This window comes from Allobosea sp., assembly GCF_030695125.1.
Lineage (GTDB): Bacteria > Pseudomonadota > Alphaproteobacteria > Rhizobiales > Beijerinckiaceae > Allobosea.
Genome location: NZ_JAUYTP010000018.1, coordinates 42,911 through 58,462, shown reverse-complemented (window position 1 = coordinate 58,462; position 15,552 = coordinate 42,911). Strand labels below are relative to the sequence as shown.

The 15,552-nt window shown below is 68.2% G+C and carries 14 protein-coding genes and 1 tRNA gene; 9 read left to right on the top strand and 6 right to left on the bottom strand.

The features are described 5' to 3' along the window. Positions 1 to 4 precede the first annotated feature (4 nt). The 4 genes from fliF to Q8S38_RS05540 form a co-directional block, all read right to left on the bottom strand. Positions 5 to 1,681, bottom strand: a complete 1,677-nt coding sequence (gene fliF, locus Q8S38_RS05555) for a flagellar basal-body MS-ring/collar protein FliF (protein ID WP_371125836.1) — start codon at positions 1,679 to 1,681, stop codon at positions 5 to 7. 239 nt (positions 1,682 to 1,920) lie between these two features. Next, positions 1,921 to 2,196, bottom strand: a complete 276-nt coding sequence (gene sciP, locus Q8S38_RS05550; protein ID WP_054144637.1) for a CtrA inhibitor SciP — start codon at positions 2,194 to 2,196, stop codon at positions 1,921 to 1,923. Positions 2,197 to 2,301: 105 nt separating this feature from the next. After that, positions 2,302 to 2,982 (bottom strand): flagellar hook assembly protein FlgD, encoded by a 681-nt coding sequence (locus tag Q8S38_RS05545; protein ID WP_305679433.1) that lies wholly within the window; start codon positions 2,980 to 2,982, stop codon positions 2,302 to 2,304. Positions 2,983 to 2,998: 16 nt separating this feature from the next. Then, positions 2,999 to 4,651 (bottom strand): flagellar hook-length control protein FliK, encoded by a 1,653-nt coding sequence (locus Q8S38_RS05540; RefSeq protein ID WP_305679432.1) that lies wholly within the window; start codon positions 4,649 to 4,651, stop codon positions 2,999 to 3,001. A gap of 239 nt (positions 4,652 to 4,890) precedes the next feature. Between Q8S38_RS05540 and mnmA the strand changes: the two genes are divergently transcribed. The 4 genes from mnmA to Q8S38_RS05520 all read left to right on the top strand — a co-directional run bounded on the left by mnmA (position 4,891) and on the right by Q8S38_RS05520 (position 8,124). Then, positions 4,891 to 6,075 carry a tRNA 2-thiouridine(34) synthase MnmA gene (gene mnmA / locus Q8S38_RS05535; protein ID WP_305679431.1) on the top strand — a complete coding sequence of 395 codons (1,185 nt, stop codon included), beginning with the start codon at positions 4,891 to 4,893 and terminating at the stop codon, positions 6,073 to 6,075. Positions 6,076 to 6,123: 48 nt separating this feature from the next. After that, positions 6,124 to 6,765 (top strand): class I SAM-dependent methyltransferase, encoded by a 642-nt coding sequence (locus Q8S38_RS05530; protein WP_305679430.1) that lies wholly within the window; start codon positions 6,124 to 6,126, stop codon positions 6,763 to 6,765. A gap of 69 nt (positions 6,766 to 6,834) precedes the next feature. Beyond that, a tRNA-Met gene (locus Q8S38_RS05525) sits at positions 6,835 to 6,911 on the top strand. A gap of 373 nt (positions 6,912 to 7,284) precedes the next feature. Beyond that, on the top strand, positions 7,285 to 8,124 hold the full coding sequence (locus Q8S38_RS05520) for a universal stress protein (protein WP_305679429.1): 840 nt from the start codon (positions 7,285 to 7,287) through the stop codon (positions 8,122 to 8,124). A 111-nt stretch (positions 8,125 to 8,235) separates the two neighbouring features. Here the strand turns inward: Q8S38_RS05520 and Q8S38_RS05515 are convergent, their stop codons facing one another. Continuing rightward, complete coding sequence (locus tag Q8S38_RS05515) at positions 8,236 to 8,823, bottom strand: helix-turn-helix domain-containing protein (RefSeq protein WP_305679428.1); 588 nt, start codon at positions 8,821 to 8,823, stop codon at positions 8,236 to 8,238. Between the two features lie 134 nt (positions 8,824 to 8,957). Here Q8S38_RS05515 and Q8S38_RS05510 point away from each other — a divergent pair, with 134 nt between their 5' ends. From Q8S38_RS05510 to Q8S38_RS05490, 5 genes are all read left to right on the top strand, one after another. Continuing rightward, complete coding sequence (locus Q8S38_RS05510) at positions 8,958 to 9,713, top strand: ABC transporter substrate-binding protein (RefSeq protein ID WP_305679427.1); 756 nt, start codon at positions 8,958 to 8,960, stop codon at positions 9,711 to 9,713. 183 nt (positions 9,714 to 9,896) lie between these two features. Beyond that, positions 9,897 to 10,559, top strand: a complete 663-nt coding sequence (locus tag Q8S38_RS05505; protein ID WP_305679426.1) for an amino acid ABC transporter permease — start codon at positions 9,897 to 9,899, stop codon at positions 10,557 to 10,559. A 26-nt stretch (positions 10,560 to 10,585) separates the two neighbouring features. Then, entirely contained in the window at positions 10,586 to 11,317 is a 732-nt protein-coding gene (locus Q8S38_RS05500; RefSeq protein ID WP_305679525.1) for an amino acid ABC transporter ATP-binding protein, read from the top strand. Positions 11,318 to 11,328: 11 nt separating this feature from the next. Then, positions 11,329 to 12,630, top strand: coding sequence for an NAD(P)/FAD-dependent oxidoreductase (locus tag Q8S38_RS05495; protein ID WP_305679425.1), 1,302 nt, complete (start codon positions 11,329 to 11,331; stop codon positions 12,628 to 12,630). A gap of 257 nt (positions 12,631 to 12,887) precedes the next feature. Beyond that, complete coding sequence (locus Q8S38_RS05490; RefSeq protein ID WP_305679424.1) at positions 12,888 to 14,012, top strand: zinc-dependent alcohol dehydrogenase family protein; 1,125 nt, start codon at positions 12,888 to 12,890, stop codon at positions 14,010 to 14,012. A 51-nt stretch (positions 14,013 to 14,063) separates the two neighbouring features. Here Q8S38_RS05490 and Q8S38_RS05485 read toward each other — a convergent pair whose 3' ends face one another. Then, positions 14,064 to 15,497, bottom strand: coding sequence for an aldehyde dehydrogenase family protein (locus Q8S38_RS05485; RefSeq protein WP_305679423.1), 1,434 nt, complete (start codon positions 15,495 to 15,497; stop codon positions 14,064 to 14,066). Positions 15,498 to 15,552: the final 55 nt, after the last annotated feature.

Genomic DNA, 15,552 nt, shown 5'->3' with positions numbered 1-15,552 from the left:
CCCGTCATGCCGGAGCTTTTTCGTGGATCCAGGTCCGCAGCACGGCGACGCTGTCGGCCGGATTCTGCGAAACCATCTTGCCGATCTTTTCGACCGACTGCGCCTTGAGCTGCCCCTTGATCTGAGCGACGGCGAGCATCCGCTCGGACGGCATGTCGACCTGAACCCCGTCGCTGTCGCCGACCGCGGCGAGCGTGCGCGTTCCCGCCGGATCGCCGGTGGTCTCGGGCCCGGCGATCGCCACGCCGTTGCGCATGAACATCGGCAACGCCCGCGCCACGCCCGGATCCGGCGCCAGCACCTGCTTGAGCAGCGGGCGCACCACCACCATCAGGACGATCAGCGTCAGCAGTGCGATCACGCCGAGCTCGGCGAACCGCACCAGATCCTCCTTGGTGAAGGACAGGAGCTGTTGCACCAGGCTCTGCTCGACCAGCTCCGTCACGGCCGGCGGCGCCTCCGCGAAGCGCAGATTGACGACCTCGATCTTGTCGCCGCGCCCATCGTCGAAGCCGACCGCCGTCCGCACCAGCTGGCCGATCCGCTCGAGTTCCTCGGCGCTGCGCGGCTGATAGGTCACCTCGCCATTGGGCGTGCGCGTGTAGGTGCCGTCGACGAGCACGGCGACCGAGAGCTTCTTGACCCGGCCGCCTTCGAGCACCTCGGTGCGGGTGGTGCGGGAGATCTCGTAATTGACGACCTCCTCGTTCTTCTGCGTGGCGTCCTTGGGCGCGGCATTGCCGCCCTGCCCCGGCTGCGCACCGGGCAGCTCGTTGCCGACCGTCACGCCGCCGCCGCCTTCCGTGGTCGTCGAGGCTTCCGTGCGGTTCTGGCTCGAGCGAACGACCCGGCTCTCGGGATCGAACGTCTCCGACCGGCTTTCGACCCGGTTGCTGTCCAAGGCAGCGGAAACCTGCACGCGAGCCCGGCCATGGCCGACGATGCTGGCGACGATGTCCTCGATCTGGAGTTTGAGCCGCTTTTCGATCCCAACCTGGCGCTCCTCGATGCCGAGGCCGGCCACGCCATTGTCGGACTGCGCGCCGTCCGCGAGCAGGCGCCCACGCTCGTCGACGATCGACACGCGCTCAGGCTTGAGCCCATCCACGGCCGAGGAGACGAGGTGGCGCACCGCGCGCACCTGAGCCGCGTCGAGATCGCCGGCGAGCTTGAGCGCGATCGAGGCGCGCGGCGGCTCCCGGTCGCGCTCGAACAGCCGCTTCTCAGGGATAACGAGATGGACGCGCGCGGCCTGGACCCGGCTGATCGACCGGATGGTGCGCGAAAGCTCGCCCTCGAGCGCACGCAAATGATTGATGTTCTGGACGAAACTGGTCGACGAGAAGGCGTCGCCCTTGTCGAAGATCTCATAGCCGACGCCGCCGCCGGCCGGGATGCCCTTGCTGGCGAGGTCCAGCCGCAGCCGCGGCACCACGGTCTTGTCCACCAGGATGGTCTGGCCGTCGGCGCGCAACTCGTATTTGACGCCGCGCGTGTCGAGATCCTTGAGGATCGCGCTGACATCCTGCTGCGAAAGATCAGAAAACAGCACGCTCATCGCCGGCTGGGACATGCGCATCATGACGAAGCCGAAGAAGCCGACGAGCGCGAGCGTCACCGCGAGCATCGCCGCAAGGCGCGGTGCTCCGAAACGCGAGAACTGTTGGACGATGCCGCTCACACCGCTATCCGTTTCACAAAGTCGCCTCGCCCGCGCCGGGATGCGGGTCACTAGGCAAGTTTTTCCCGGTGCGTGGTTAGCGTCTGGTTAATTTTTGCCGAGCGGCCGCGAAAGATTGTCCGCCCCGGCCTTCGCCAGGGCGCCGCTCTGGGCCCTCGGACGGGCGCAACTACCAACGAAAAAGGCGCCGGACCCTGGGGACCGGCGCCTCGAACGGCTGCAAAAGCGTGCAGGCGGGACTACTGGCGATAGTGCTGGATGCGCGTGGTTCGCAGGCCGGCGAGGCCATGCTGGTCGATCGACATCTGCCAGCTCAGGAATTCATCGACTGTCAGCGTGTAGCGCTGGCAGGCCTCTTCAAGACTCAGAAGGCCCCCGCGCACGGCGGCGACGACCTCTGCCTTGCGCCGGATCACCCAGCGGCGGGTATTCATGGGCGGGAGATCAGCGATCGTCAGCGGACTGCCGTCCGGCCCGATCACGTATTTCACCCGCGGTCGCAAAGGCTCGCTCATGGTACACTCACACAACTCAACAGAGCTACTTGTGCTGAGCATAGGCCCGCCGCTTTAAGAATTGCCTAAGGCAAAGCAACTGGCTGTCGGCATCGCTGATTCGCCTCAATTCGTCCGGACGACGCTCTTGACCTTGTCGATCGGAACGCTGATCGCGCCGATCTTCAGGGTCGGGATCGAACCGGTGAAATCGACGCCGTCGACGACGCCGGCGATCTTCGTCGTCGCCGTCATCGCGGCCCCGGCGTTGTCCTTGGCGTCGATCGTGATCGTGTACTCGCCGTCGGCCGCCGTCTGGGCGGTCGAGGTCTTGCCGTCCCATTTATAGGACTGGTCGCCCGCGACGAGGGTCTTGGTCAGCGTCTGCACGACGCTGCCCTTCGAATCCTTGATCGTGATCGTCGCGGCGCCGCCGCGCGGCACGTTGACCTGCCACTCGGCCTTGCCCTTTTCCAGACGAGTCGTGGCGCCGTCGGCGGTGATGGTCGAGCCGATGAAGCCGACCGCGCTCGTCGCCGTTCCCGCCGAATTGAGGCTGAGCAGCGACGTCAGCGTCTCGTTTGTCTTGAGCTGCTGCTCGACTCCGGCGAACTGGACGAGCTGCGCCGTGAACTGGTTGGTGTCGAGCGGATCGAGCGGCGACTGGTTCTTGAGCTGCGTGGTCAGCAGGCTCAGGAACTGGTCGAAGTTCTGCGCGATCGCGGCGCCGCCGGTGGCGGTGGTGCTGCTGCTCGCCGATGAGGCGGCGGCATTGCTCGTGGTGCCGGTGGTGTTGGAGACGGCCATGGCGCTCCTCCTCTGGTCAGACGCTCATATCGACGCCGCCGAGCCGCACGAAGCGGCGTAGCGGCGCAGACAGCGCGGGAATGGATGTGTTTTCGTCGGTCTCGGAACCCGTGACGGGGCCACGCCGCTGCTGCGACGCCTCGTCCTGCTGCCGGTTCTGCCGGAAGCCCGACTGGTCGGCGGGATCGCGCAGCGAGATGTCGACACCGGCATCGGAGGGTTTCAGCCCGGCCTGTTCGAAGGCCCGCTCGAGCGTGCGGGCGTCGCGCTGCAGCAGATGCAGCGTCTCGACGCGGTCGACAACCATCTTGGCGCTGACTTCGCCGGACTCGGAGATCGAGAGGCTGACATCGACACGCCCGAGTTCGCCGGGGTCGAGCCTGATCTCGAACTGGCGGGCCCCGGCGAGCGCCCGCAGACCGATCTCGATCGGCAGCACATGCAGCGGGGTCGGCTGGCTCGCCGCCGTCGCCTGACCTTGCGGGGCGCCGGGCTGGGCGGCCATCGGCTCTTGCGTCGTCATCAGGCGCAGGGGGTCGGGCCGCGCAGCCCCCTGGGCGTTGCCCGCCGACAGGTCGACAGCGTTGAGCGCCTGCTCGAAGGTCTCGAGGGATTTGGGCTCCGGCGCGGCGGGTCCCGGCGCCGGGGTCGCGCCGCCTTGCAGCTTGGCGGCCTCTTCGCCGCCCTTGGCCACGGCGCCGGTCTTGGCCGGCTGCCCGGCGTCGCCGGTGACCGACAAGGTCGCAGCCGAGATCGCGGCCAGGGTCGCAGGGATGGCCGACGCACCGGTCGGGGACGGGATCCCGGATGCCGGCTCGGCCGTGGCGGTCGCGCCCGCTGCGGCAGCGCCTGTCGCGCCGGACTGCCCCGGCAGCACCGGCATGGACCCGGCCGCATCGGAGCCGTCGGCGTCGGCCGTCTCGGGCCCAGCCGCAGCCGGGATCACCACTACGCCTGGCGTGGATTGCGCCTTGCCGGCGAGCCAATCGCCTTCGCCTTCTCCTTCGGTAGCGGGCACGTTGACCGCGAGCGCCACGTCGATCGGCAGGGCCACGACCGGCGCGGACGGCGTCTGCGCCGCAGCGATGGGGTCGAGCGGTGCGATTGCGACGTCGACGCTCACCGTCTCCGGCAGGGCCGCGGACAGAGCATCGGCCCCGTCCTTGACCTGCGTGCCGACAGGCTTCTCGCCCACAGATTGAGTGGCTTCGCCAGACTGCGTCGGCAGATTTTCGCCCTCGGCGGCGGCCGCAATGCTGACCAGGGCCGCGATGTCGAGATTCGACGGGGCCGGTGAGGCCTGGGGAGACGCGCTGGCGACGCTGTCGCCCACCGCTCCGCCGGGTTTGCCGGACGCCGGGGCCTGCGCCTTCGCGCCGGTGTCGGCTGAACTCGCCTGGCTCTTGGTCTGCGTTTCGGCCGCGTCTTCCGTGGCCGCAGCAGCGTCGGCCGCGCGCCGTGTCTCGCCGGCCTCACGACGCGCTTCGCCGGACTGAGAGGCGGCGTCCTTCCGCGCCTCGCGGACGGACGTCGCATTCTCCCGAACGGGCTCTGCCGGCGGCAGGGCGAAGCTCTCCCGCGCCGAGCCGTCATCGCGCTCGGCGGAAGGCCGGCGCTGGCTGACGGTGTCCGCAGGAGGCGGGGAACTCAACACTGGCTGAATCGACATTGTTTCGTCCGCAACAGGGGGCACGAGGCGCCCAGCACTCTCCAGCAAGGGCCGAGCCAGACATGATTTCCAATTATTTCAGAAGCTTAAGGCATAAGCCGGGCCCCAGATGGCGGCAAGAACAGCCGCACTGACCCGGGCGGGCGGCAGGTTTTGCCCATCGCGGCTGGCAGCGGCGCCCCAAAGCCGGTATAGACCCGCCTATGGCCCGCCTTCACGCCGCAGAACCGCAGCATTCCATGACGACGCCCCGCAACTCCCTCGACATCGCCAAGCCGCCCGCAGGCACACGCGTCGTCGCGGCGATGTCGGGCGGCGTCGATTCCTCGGTCGTGGCAGCGCTGCTGAAGCGCGAGGGCTACGACGTCGTCGGCGTGACGCTGCAGCTCTACGACCACGGCGCCGCCGTCCACCGCGCCGGGTCCTGCTGCGCCGGCCAGGACATTCATGATGCGCGCCGCGTCGCCGAGCAGATCGGCATCCCCCATTATGTGCTCGATTACGAAAGCCGCTTCCGCGACGCCGTGATCGAGCGCTTCGCCGAGAGCTACCTCGCCGGCGAGACGCCGATCCCCTGCGTCGAGTGCAACCGCACCGTGAAGTTCCAGGATCTGCTCGGGCTCGCCCGCGAGCTCGGCGCCGAGGCGCTGGCGACGGGCCACTATGTCGTCTCGCGCGAACTACCCAACGGCCATCGCGGCCTGTTCCGAGCGGCCGACGCCAGCCGCGACCAGAGCTACTTCCTCTATGCCACGACGCAGGAGCAGCTTGACCTACTGCGTTTCCCGCTCGGCCATATCGACAAGGCGCAGACCCGCGCTCTCGCCGCCGAACTCGGGCTCGGCATCGCCGACAAGCCCGACAGCCAGGACATCTGCTTCGTCCCCAATGGCCGCTATGCCGACGTGATCGAGCGGCTGAAGCCGGGCGCGGCGCGGCCGGGCGAGATCGTCCATCTCGACGGCCGGGTGCTCGGCCGCCACGAGGGCGTGCTGCGCTTCACCGTCGGCCAGCGCAAGGGCCTGGGCCTGAGCACGCCGGAGCCACTCTATGTCCTGCGGCTCGACGCCGACGAGGCCCGCGTCATCGTCGGCCCGCGCGAGGCGCTGAATGTCCGCGAGGTCCGGCTGCGCGATCTCAACTGGCTCGGCGACGTGCCGCTCGAGGACCTGCCGCCGGAAGGCCTCGACGTCGCCGTGCGCGTGCGCTCGACGCGCCCGCCCCGCGAGGCGCGGCTCTTGCGCGACGCGGCCGGGCTCAAGGTCGAGCTCGCCACCGACGAAGAGGGCGTCTCGCCCGGCCAGGCCTGCGTGATCTATGCCGATGCCGCCCCCGGCGCCCGCGTGCTCGGCGGGGGCACCATCATCCGTCCCGAATTGCGGATGCCGCAGGCGAGGCCCGTCGCCGACCTCGCCCTCTCCTGACGCCGGCCGCCCGGCTCATCTTCGTCCATCCTGCTCGCGAGCCGTTCCATGCCGGTGCCAGACCATCTCGAAAGCCAGAAGCGCGTCTATGCCGTCTGGGCGCGCATCTATGACCGGATCTACCAGAACCTGCTGGCCGGGCCGCAGCGCGAGGCCGTCGCCGCGGCCTGCGCCTGCGGGCCCGACATCCTCGAGATCGGCGTCGGCACCGGCCTGACCCTGCCCTATTTCACCCCGGGCTCCCGCGTCGTCGGCGCCGACCTCTCGCTCGACATGCTCAAGGTCGCCAACCGCAAGGTCGCGAGCCAGGGCCTGTCGCATGTGCGCGGGCTGATGGTGATGGATGCCTGCCGGCTCGGTTTCGCCGACGAGGCCTTCGACGCCGTGACCGCGCAATTCGTCATCACCCTGGTGCCTGACCCCGAGCAGGCCCTGACCGAGATGGACCGGGTGCTGAAGCCCGGCGGCGAGATCGTGATCTCGAGCCGCCTCGTCGACGATGGCGGCCCCTTCGCGGCCTTTTGGACCGCTCTGGCTCCGCTGGCCCGCGCCGTCGGCTGGAGCTCCGACTTCAAGGTCAGCCGGCTGACCGGCTGGGCCGCGAAGACAGGGCGCTACGAGACCGCCCATGTCGGCTCCGGTTATTTCAAGGTTGTGCGCCTGCGCAAACTTGCCGCGACGAAGGCTTGACGAGCATAGGCCCACCCCCCTATATCGCGGCCTCTCACGGGCCACCGCTTCGCGGTGACCCGCTCGTGGGGCGGGGTAGCTCAGCTGGTTAGAGCAGCGGAATCATAATCCGCGTGTCGGGGGTTCGAGTCCCTCTCCCGCTACCATTCGACCGCCGCGAGGGCGGCGGGTCAGCCTTATCCGGTCGAGCCTCGTCAGAACACCCGGACGGTCGCAGTGCGCCACGGCCGCGACGGATCGCCCATCCCGCAAATCGCGCCGGCATCAGCTGAGCAGGGACGACGTCCGGCCACCGGAATCGGGCTGCGGCGCCTTCCATTTGATCAAACGCAAGGCGGAGCCGCACATCGCAAGCCAGAATTCCGCTTGGATGACCAAAAGGCCCCGAGCCGCGAGACAAACCGGACCCGGCGACCGCTTTCATGTCGCGACGGGGCGGCGTCCGCGAGAACGGGGCCGCCTCATCCCGGCCGACGGGATACGCCCGATCGCCGCTGCACAGTGACGGGAGCGTAAACGATGACGATGACGCGGACGGCCTATATGCCTCTGGGGACCTATGGCGAGGTTGTCGCGGACGAGGCCATTCTCGCCGCGACCGGCTTCGCAGCGGCGCTGCGCTGCAACCTTCATGTCGGGGCCTTCACGGTGGATCTGCCGCCGGTCTATGCGCCGCTGGGCGGAGCGCTCCTCGACATTCCCGGGCTGGTTCGCGCCGCGGAAGAAAAGAGCAGCGCCGAATGCGAGCGGCTGCGGGGCCTCGTCGAAGCCGCCTGCCGCGCGAAAATCGAACTGGGTTTCAAGACCCGGAAGGTGGCGATGGGGGCGGAGCCCGACGCGGCTGCCGCACAGGCGCGCTATTTCGACCTGTCCGTGCTGCCCTGGGCCAATGAAGCCTACGGGGCACAGGACATCGCGCAAGGCGTGATCTTCGGCTCGGGCCGCCCGGCGGTTCTGGTGCCGGCCTCGGCGAAGCTGGCGAGCCTCGATCACCTCGCGATCGCCTGGGACGGCAGCCGCGTCGCCGCGCGCGCCTTGGGGGATGCGCTGACCCTGCTGGCCCCTGGCGGTCGCGTCACGGTCCTGACGGTCACCGACGAGAAGACGCTGCAGGGCGCCGATATCGCAGGCGCGCTGACATCGTCCCTGCAGGCGCGCGGTGTGAACGCCACGGCGAGCAACATCACGCTCGGCGCCAGAACCATCGCCGTGGCCCTGCAGGAGGCCGCCCTCGCAGCCGGCGCGCAGATGCTCGCCATGGGCGGTTTCGGCCATTCCCGCCTGCGGGATTTCGTCCTCGGCGGGGCGACCAAGAGCGTCCTCGCCGAACTGCGCCTGCCGGTCCTGCTCGCCCATTGACGCGCGGACCCATAGAGAGGCCGCACAGGCCGGAGCCTTCAGACACGGCGCTCGCGCGAGGGCAAAACGCAGCCCTCCGGCCCTCCGGCCCTCCGGCACCAGCCGGCGGGCCTACAGACAATTGACCCACAGAACCCGCGTCTCGCCGTCTGCCGCATTGGAAAAGCGATGCGGTCGAGAGGACAGGAAACGGAAGCTGTCGCCCTCCAGCAGCGTCCAGCTTTCGCTTTCGACGCGAAGGGCCATCGCGCCGCTCATCACCAGCCCGGCCTCCTCGCCGCCATGGGTGTAGAGTTCGTCGCCGGTGCTCGCGCCGCGTTCCATCTCGACGAGATAGAGGCTCAGCTTCGAGCCCTCGGTATGAGGGGTGAGCAACTGCTTGCGAATGCCCGAGCGCCAGAGTTGCAATGCGCTGCGAGCCCCCCCGCGCACGATCGTCGCGGTCTGGTCGCCGACGACGCCGGTCTGGGGAAACAGATCGCCGATCCCCACCCCGAGCGCGTCCGCCATGCTGGCGAGCGCCCGCAGCGTCGGCGAGGATTTGCCGCGCTCGATCTGGCTGAGGAAGCCGATCGAGAGATTGGTGCGGGCCGCCAGGTCGACCAGCGACAGGCTGCGCTCGCGCCTGAGGCGGCGCAGGCCGGCCCCGATCTCCTCATCGACCTGCGGGGCGGACGGCGTGGCGGCAGGGCTGCTCATGAAGGCTCCATTCGTCGCCGCTATTTCATGCACGTGAAATAGCTTGCCGACAAGATCGTCCTATGCTCGTATCTTCACGCAGATGAAAATTGTGCCGGACAGATCAGGCACGCGCACAAGCAGGGGATATCGCCATGGAACGTCGGACATTTCTGTCGATGCTGGCAGGCAGCGCGCTCGCGGCCGGGATCGCTCCGGCCCAGGCGCAAGCGGTTCTCAAGGTCGGCTCGACGCCGACGGGCAGCCCGTTCACCTTCCTCGACACCAAGACCAACACCATCGAAGGCGTGATGGTCGACCTGATCAGGGCGATCGCCGCGGCGTCCGACTTCAAGGTCGAGGTCGAGGGCATGCAGTTCTCGACGCTGATTCCGTCGCTGACGGGCAGCAAGATCGATATCGTCGCCGCCGCGATGTACATCACCCCGGTCCGCCAGGAGGTGATCGATTTCTCGGCGCCGATCTACACCTATGGCGAAGGCCTGATCGTGCCGGCGACCGACACCAAGGATTACGTCTCGTTCGAAGAGATGAAGGGCATGACGATCGGCGTGCAGATCGGCACGGCCTATGTCGACCGACTGCAGAAATCGGGCCTGTTCTCGGAGGTGAAGCTCTACAAGACCCTGCCGGACATTCTCGCCGACGTGAATGCCGGCCGCGTCCAGGCCGCCGTCTTCGACCTGCCGATCATCGCCTACAATCTCTCGCAGGGGCAGTTCCCCCGCGTGCGCATCGTCAAGAGCTACAAGCCGGTCATCTCGGGCTCGGTCGGCATCGGCGTGCGCAAGACCGATGGCGAGCTCCTGAAGAAGATCAATGCCGGCCTCGCCAAGCTCAAGGCCGACGGCACGGTCGACAAGATCCTGGCCAAATGGGGCCTCGTCTAATCCGGTAGCAAAACCGCCCCCGACGCCGTCATCCCGGACAAGCCGCGAAGCGGCGCCGATCCGGGATCCATGCCGGAACGGTTCCGGAATGGATCCCGGGTCTTCGCTTCGCTGCGCCCGGGATGACGAACCGTGGTGAGCGGGCTGCCGCGATATCCTTTCGACAACCACCGTCAGAACCGCATGCAAACCTTCCTGCGCGACGCCACCCAGTTCCTGCCGCTGCTGCTGCAGGGCGTGAAGTTCACGCTCATCGTCGCGCTGGGCTCGCTCGCGCTCTCGACTGTGCTCGGCCTGGTCTGGGCGCTGATGCGGGTTTCGGGCATCGGCTGGCTGTCGACGACCGCAAAGGTCATCGTCAACACGCTGCGCGGTATCCCGATCCTGGTGCAGCTCTTCTACATCTACTTCGTGCTGCCGGAGTTCGGCATCGCGCTGACGGCGCTGCAGGCGGCGATCATCGGGCTCGGCATCGCCTATTCGGCCTATCAGTCCGAGAATTTCCGCGCCGGCATCGAGGCGATCGACCACGGCCAGATCGAGGCCGCGCAGTCGATCGGCATGGGCTGGGGCCTGACCATGCGCCGGGTCATCCTGCCGCAGGCGATCCGCCTCGTGCTGCCGCCCTATGGCAACATCATGGTGATGATGCTGAAGGATTCCTCGCAGGCCTCGACCATCACGGTGGCCGAGCTGACGCTGCAGGGCACGCTGATCGCCTCCTCCACCTTCAAGAACATGACCGTCTACACGCTGGTCGCCCTGCTCTACCTGGCGATGTGCCTGCCGCTGATGGGGCTGGTGAGCTGGCTCGAACGCCGCTTCGGCAAGGGGGCCAGGCGATGACCGGGCATGTGGTCGCGGGCGCGCCGATGATCGAGATCACCGGCGTCACCAAGAGCTTCGGCTCGTTTCCGGTGCTGAAGGGCATCACGGCGAGCGTCGCCAGGGGCGAGGTCGTCTGCCTGATCGGACCGTCCGGCTCCGGCAAGTCGACGATCCTGCGCTGCATCAACGGGCTCGAATCCTATGATGGCGGCGCGATCACGATCGACGGCGAACGCGTCGAGCGCGACAAACCCTCGATCGTCGGCATCCGCACGGCGATGGCGATGGTGTTCCAGCGCTTCAACCTGTTCCCGCACCGCACCGCGCTGGAGAACGTCGTCGAGGGGCCGATCTTCGTGAAGAAGGAGCCGGCGGCGCAGGCCATGGCACGAGGGCGCGAACTGCTCGACCGTGTCGGCCTCGGCAACAAGATGGATGCCTATCCCGGCCAGCTCTCGGGTGGGCAGATGCAGCGCGTCGCCATCGCGCGCGCGCTCTGCATGCAGCCCAAGGCGATCCTGTTCGACGAACCGACCTCGGCGCTCGACCCCGAACTCGTCGGCGAGGTGCTACAGGTGATGAAGAGCCTCGCCGAAGACGGCATGACCATGCTCGTCGTCACCCATGAGATGGGCTTCGCCCGCGAGGTGGCCGACCGCGTCCTGTTCCTGGATGGCGGCGTCATCGTCGAGCAGGGACCGTCGCGCGAGGTGCTTAGCGCGCCCAGCCATCCGCGCACGCAGGATTTCCTGCGCCGCGTGCTGCGCCCGATCTGAGGAGCCTGCCGATGGCCGAACCCTTCCCACTGGAGCCCTCGCTCTGGTTTGCAACCGCACCGGCCGCCGCGCCGACACCGCCGCTGGCGCAGGATGTCAGCGCCGATGTGTGCGTGATCGGCGCCGGCTTTGCCGGGCTGTCGACCGCGCTGCATCTGGCGGAGGCGGGCGTCTCCGTCGTGGTGCTCGAGAGCCATGAGCCCGGCTGGGGCGGCTCGGGCCGCAATGGCGGGCAGGTCATCCCCGGCATCAAATATGATCCGAGCGAAATCCTCGCCAAATTCGGCCCCGTCGCGGGAGAGGCCCTGATCGGCTTCGTCGGCTCGACCGCCGATCTCGTCTTCGACCTAATCGCGAAACACGGCATGGACGTGCCGCACAAGCGCACCGGATGGATTCAAGGGGCGCATACGCCGGCCATGGTCGAGACGGTGAAGCGGCGCGCCGCCGAATGGCAGTCGCGCGGCGTCGATGCGCAGTTCCTCGACAAGGACGGCGCCGCTCGCCTCCTCGGCACCGACCGCTACCTCGCCGGCTGGGTCGACCGGCGCGCCGGCGGCGTGCAGCCGCTGGCCTATGCCCGCGGGCTGACGAAGGCGGCGCTCGCGGCGGGCGCCGCCATCCACGGCCAGAGCAAGGTCGTCTCGCTGACGCGCAGCGCCGCGAACTGGACCATCCGGACGGCGCAGGGCGCCTCCGTGACGGCCCCGCGCGTCGTCGTCGCCACCAATGGCTACACCGGCGACCTGATCCCGAAGCTGCGCCAGACCGTGATCCGGCCCAACTCCTTCATTGTCGCGACGCAGCCGCTGTCCGACAATGTCGCCGGCACGATCCTGCCCGAGGGCCAGGTCGTCTCGGACACGCGCCAATTGCTGCTCTATTTCCGCAAGGACCATCAGAACCGCCTGCTGATGGGCGGGCGCGGCCCGTTCCGCGAACCCAAGGACGCCGCCGACTGGGCCCATCTCGAGCGTGTCGTCGGCAAGATGTATCCCCAGGCCAAGGGCGTGCCCTTCGACTTCCGCTGGTGCGGTCGTGTGGCGCTGACGCGCGATTTCCTGCCCCATCTGCACGAGCCGGAGCCCGGCCTGCTCGTTGACATCGGCTGCATGGGCCGCGGCGTCGGGCTGCAGAGCGCCATGGGCAAGGCGTTGGCCGGCTACATCGCGACCGGGGACAAGGGCTGCCTGCCCTTCCCGGTCGTGCCGATCACGCCGCTGCCGCTGCATGCGCTGAACGAGCTTTACGTCTCGGCCATCATCGCCTGGTACCGCCTCACCGATGGCGGCATGAAGGACAAGGCAGCCTGAGCCGTCGAGAGCGGGGCGACGCCTCCGCCCTCATCCTGAGGAGCCGCGAAGCGTTGTCTCGAAGGATGCTCCAGCCATCGCCGGAACCCCGGCGCCGTTGACGCGCGCTTCCGCACCAACGCCGCTTCAGCCCAGGTCTCCCGCCTCGCTGCATGCTCCAGACTTATGGCCCGGATCACGATTCGGTCTTTGACAGCGCATGGCTTTTGCGGCCCGATGCCGGCAACAACCAACAAGCCTGCCGAGGAAACGCCTGCATGAAAATTCGCGCCGCCGTCCTGAACGCCAGCCCGGTTTCCGCGCCCTATGCGCACAGCCGCCCGCTTTCGATCGAGGAGGTCGAACTCGCCCCGCCCGGCCCGGGCGAGGTGCTCGTGCGTGTCAGGGCAGCGGGCCTGTGTCATTCAGACCTCTCGGTGATCGATGGCAACCGCATCCGCCCCGTGCCGATGGTGCTTGGCCATGAGGCGGCCGGCGAGGTCGTGGAGCCCGGCCCGGGCGTGCAGGATCTCAAGAAGGGCGACCGCGTCATCATGGTCTTCGTGCCCTCCTGCGGGCATTGCTCGCCCTGCGCCGAAGGCCGCCCGGCGCTCTGCGAGCCGGGCAATGCCGCCAATGGCGTCGGCGAGCTGCTCGGCGGCGGGCGCCGGCTCTCCGTCGGCGGAAAGCCGTTGAACCATCATGTCGGCGTTTCCGCCTTCGCCGAATACGCTGTGATCTCGCGCCATTCGCTGGTGAAGCTTGAGGCCGACATCCCCCACGAGATCGCCGCGCTCTTCGGCTGCGCGGTACTGACCGGCGTCGGCGCGGCGGTGAACACGGCCAAGGTCCGGGCCGGCGAAACGGTCGCCGTGGTTGGCCTCGGCGGCGTCGGCCTGAGCGCGCTGTTGGGAGCCGCCGCCTGCGGCGCGTCCCGCGTTATCGCTGTCGATCTATCGGATGAAAAGCTTGCGATCGCGCGCGATCTGGGCGCGACCGACACCTTCAACGCGGGCGACCCTGGCGTCATTGAGGCGATCCGCGCCGCGACCAAGGGCGGCGTCGATCACGGGCTGGAGATGGCGGGCTCGGTCAAGGCGCTCGACCTCGCCTACCAGATCACGCGGCGCGGCGGCACCACCACGACGGCAGGCCTCGCCAACCCCGCCCACACCCTGTCGCTCTCGCCCGTGCGCCTCGTCGGCGAGGAGCGCACGCTGAAGGGCTCCTATGTGGGCTCCTGCATCCCCGTGCGCGACATCCCGCGCTTCGTCGATCTCTATCTGCGCGGCAAGCTGCCGGTGGACAAGCTAATGACCAGCCAGAGCGGGCTCGACGGCATCAATGAGGGCTTCGACGCATTGAATGAAGGCCGCACGATCCGCCACGTCATCATGATGTGAGGGTTTGTCATTCCGGGGCGCGCCAACGGCGCTGCCCCGGAATGACAGTTCTCACCCGTGCTTGTGCACGATCGTCTTGGTCACCGCGAACTCCTCCAGCGCGGCGAAGCCCTTTTCGCGGCCATGGCCGGATTTGCCGGTGCCCCCAAAAGGCAACTCGATGCCGCCGCCGGCGCCATAGCCGTTGATGAAGACCTGGCCGGCGCGGACCTTCTTGGCGACACGCTGCTGGCGCCCGCCATCCTTGGTCCAGACCGCCGCGACGAGGCCGTATTCGGTGGAATTCGCCAGCTTGATCGCATCCGCCTCGTCGCTGAAGGGGAAGGCGGCGAGCACCGGACCGAACACCTCCTCCTGCTCCAGCCGGTTGCCGCGCGGCACCTTCCCGAACAGCGTCGGCGTCACATAGAAGCCGCCATTGGGCACGCCCTGCGCGATCTGGCCTTCGGCGATCACCGGGATGCCGGCCTCGCGGGCCTGGTCGATGAAGCTCTGCACGCGGCCACGCTGCTTGGCGTTGATCACCGCGCCGCAATCGAGATCCATCTCCGGCGTGCCGGCGCGCAGCTTGGTGAACTCCTTGGCGACCGCGCCCATGAAGTCGTCATAGACGTGGCTCTGCACCAGCACGCGCGAGCCGGCCGAGCAGGTCTGCCCGGTGTTCTGGACGATCGCCTTGCAGACGATCGGCACGGCGGCGTCGAAATCGGCATCGTCGAAGACGATCTGGGGCGACTTGCCGCCGAGCTCCAGCGTGCAGGGGATCAGATGCTCGGCGCAGGCGTGCTGCACCATCTTGCCGACCTCGGGCGAGCCGGTGAAGGACATGAAGTCGACGCCGTGATGGGCCGAGAGCGCCGCGCCCGCCTCGTGCCCGCGGCCGGTGACGATGTTGATCGCGCCATCGGGGAAACCGACCTCGGAGGCCAGAACCGCCAGCCGCAGCGCCGTCTGGCAGGCCTCTTCGGCCGGCTTCAGCACCACCGCATTGCCCATGGCGAGCGCCGCCGTCAGCGACCGCCCGAACATCTGCGCCGGGTAGTTCCACGGCAGGATATGCCCGGTGACGCCATGCGGCTCATGGATGACGTTGACGCTGTAGCCGTTGAGAAACGGCACGATATGCCCGTGCACCTTGTCGGCGGCACCGCCATAGAACTCGAAATAGCGGGCGGTCGCCTCGATATCGGCACGCGCCTGCGCCATCGGCTTGCCCGTGTCCTGCGCCTCCGTGCGGGCAAGCTCGTCGAAGTTGTCGAGAACCTTGAGCCCGAGCTTGGCAATCAGCCGGCCGCGCTCGGCCGCCGTGAGCCTGCCCCAGGCACCTTCATAAGCCGCGCGCGCCGCCTTCACGGCGTCGTCGATGTCCTCGGCCGTGCCGCAGGCGATGCGGGTGAACTCCTCGCCGGTAGCGGGCGCCAGCACGGCCATGGTCTCGCCGCTGCGGCCCGCCACATGGCGGCCGTTGATGAAGTGCTGGGTCATGTCTTTACTCCTATTGAAGCCCCAAATCCGGGGCGCATATCTCGTTTGAGGTCCA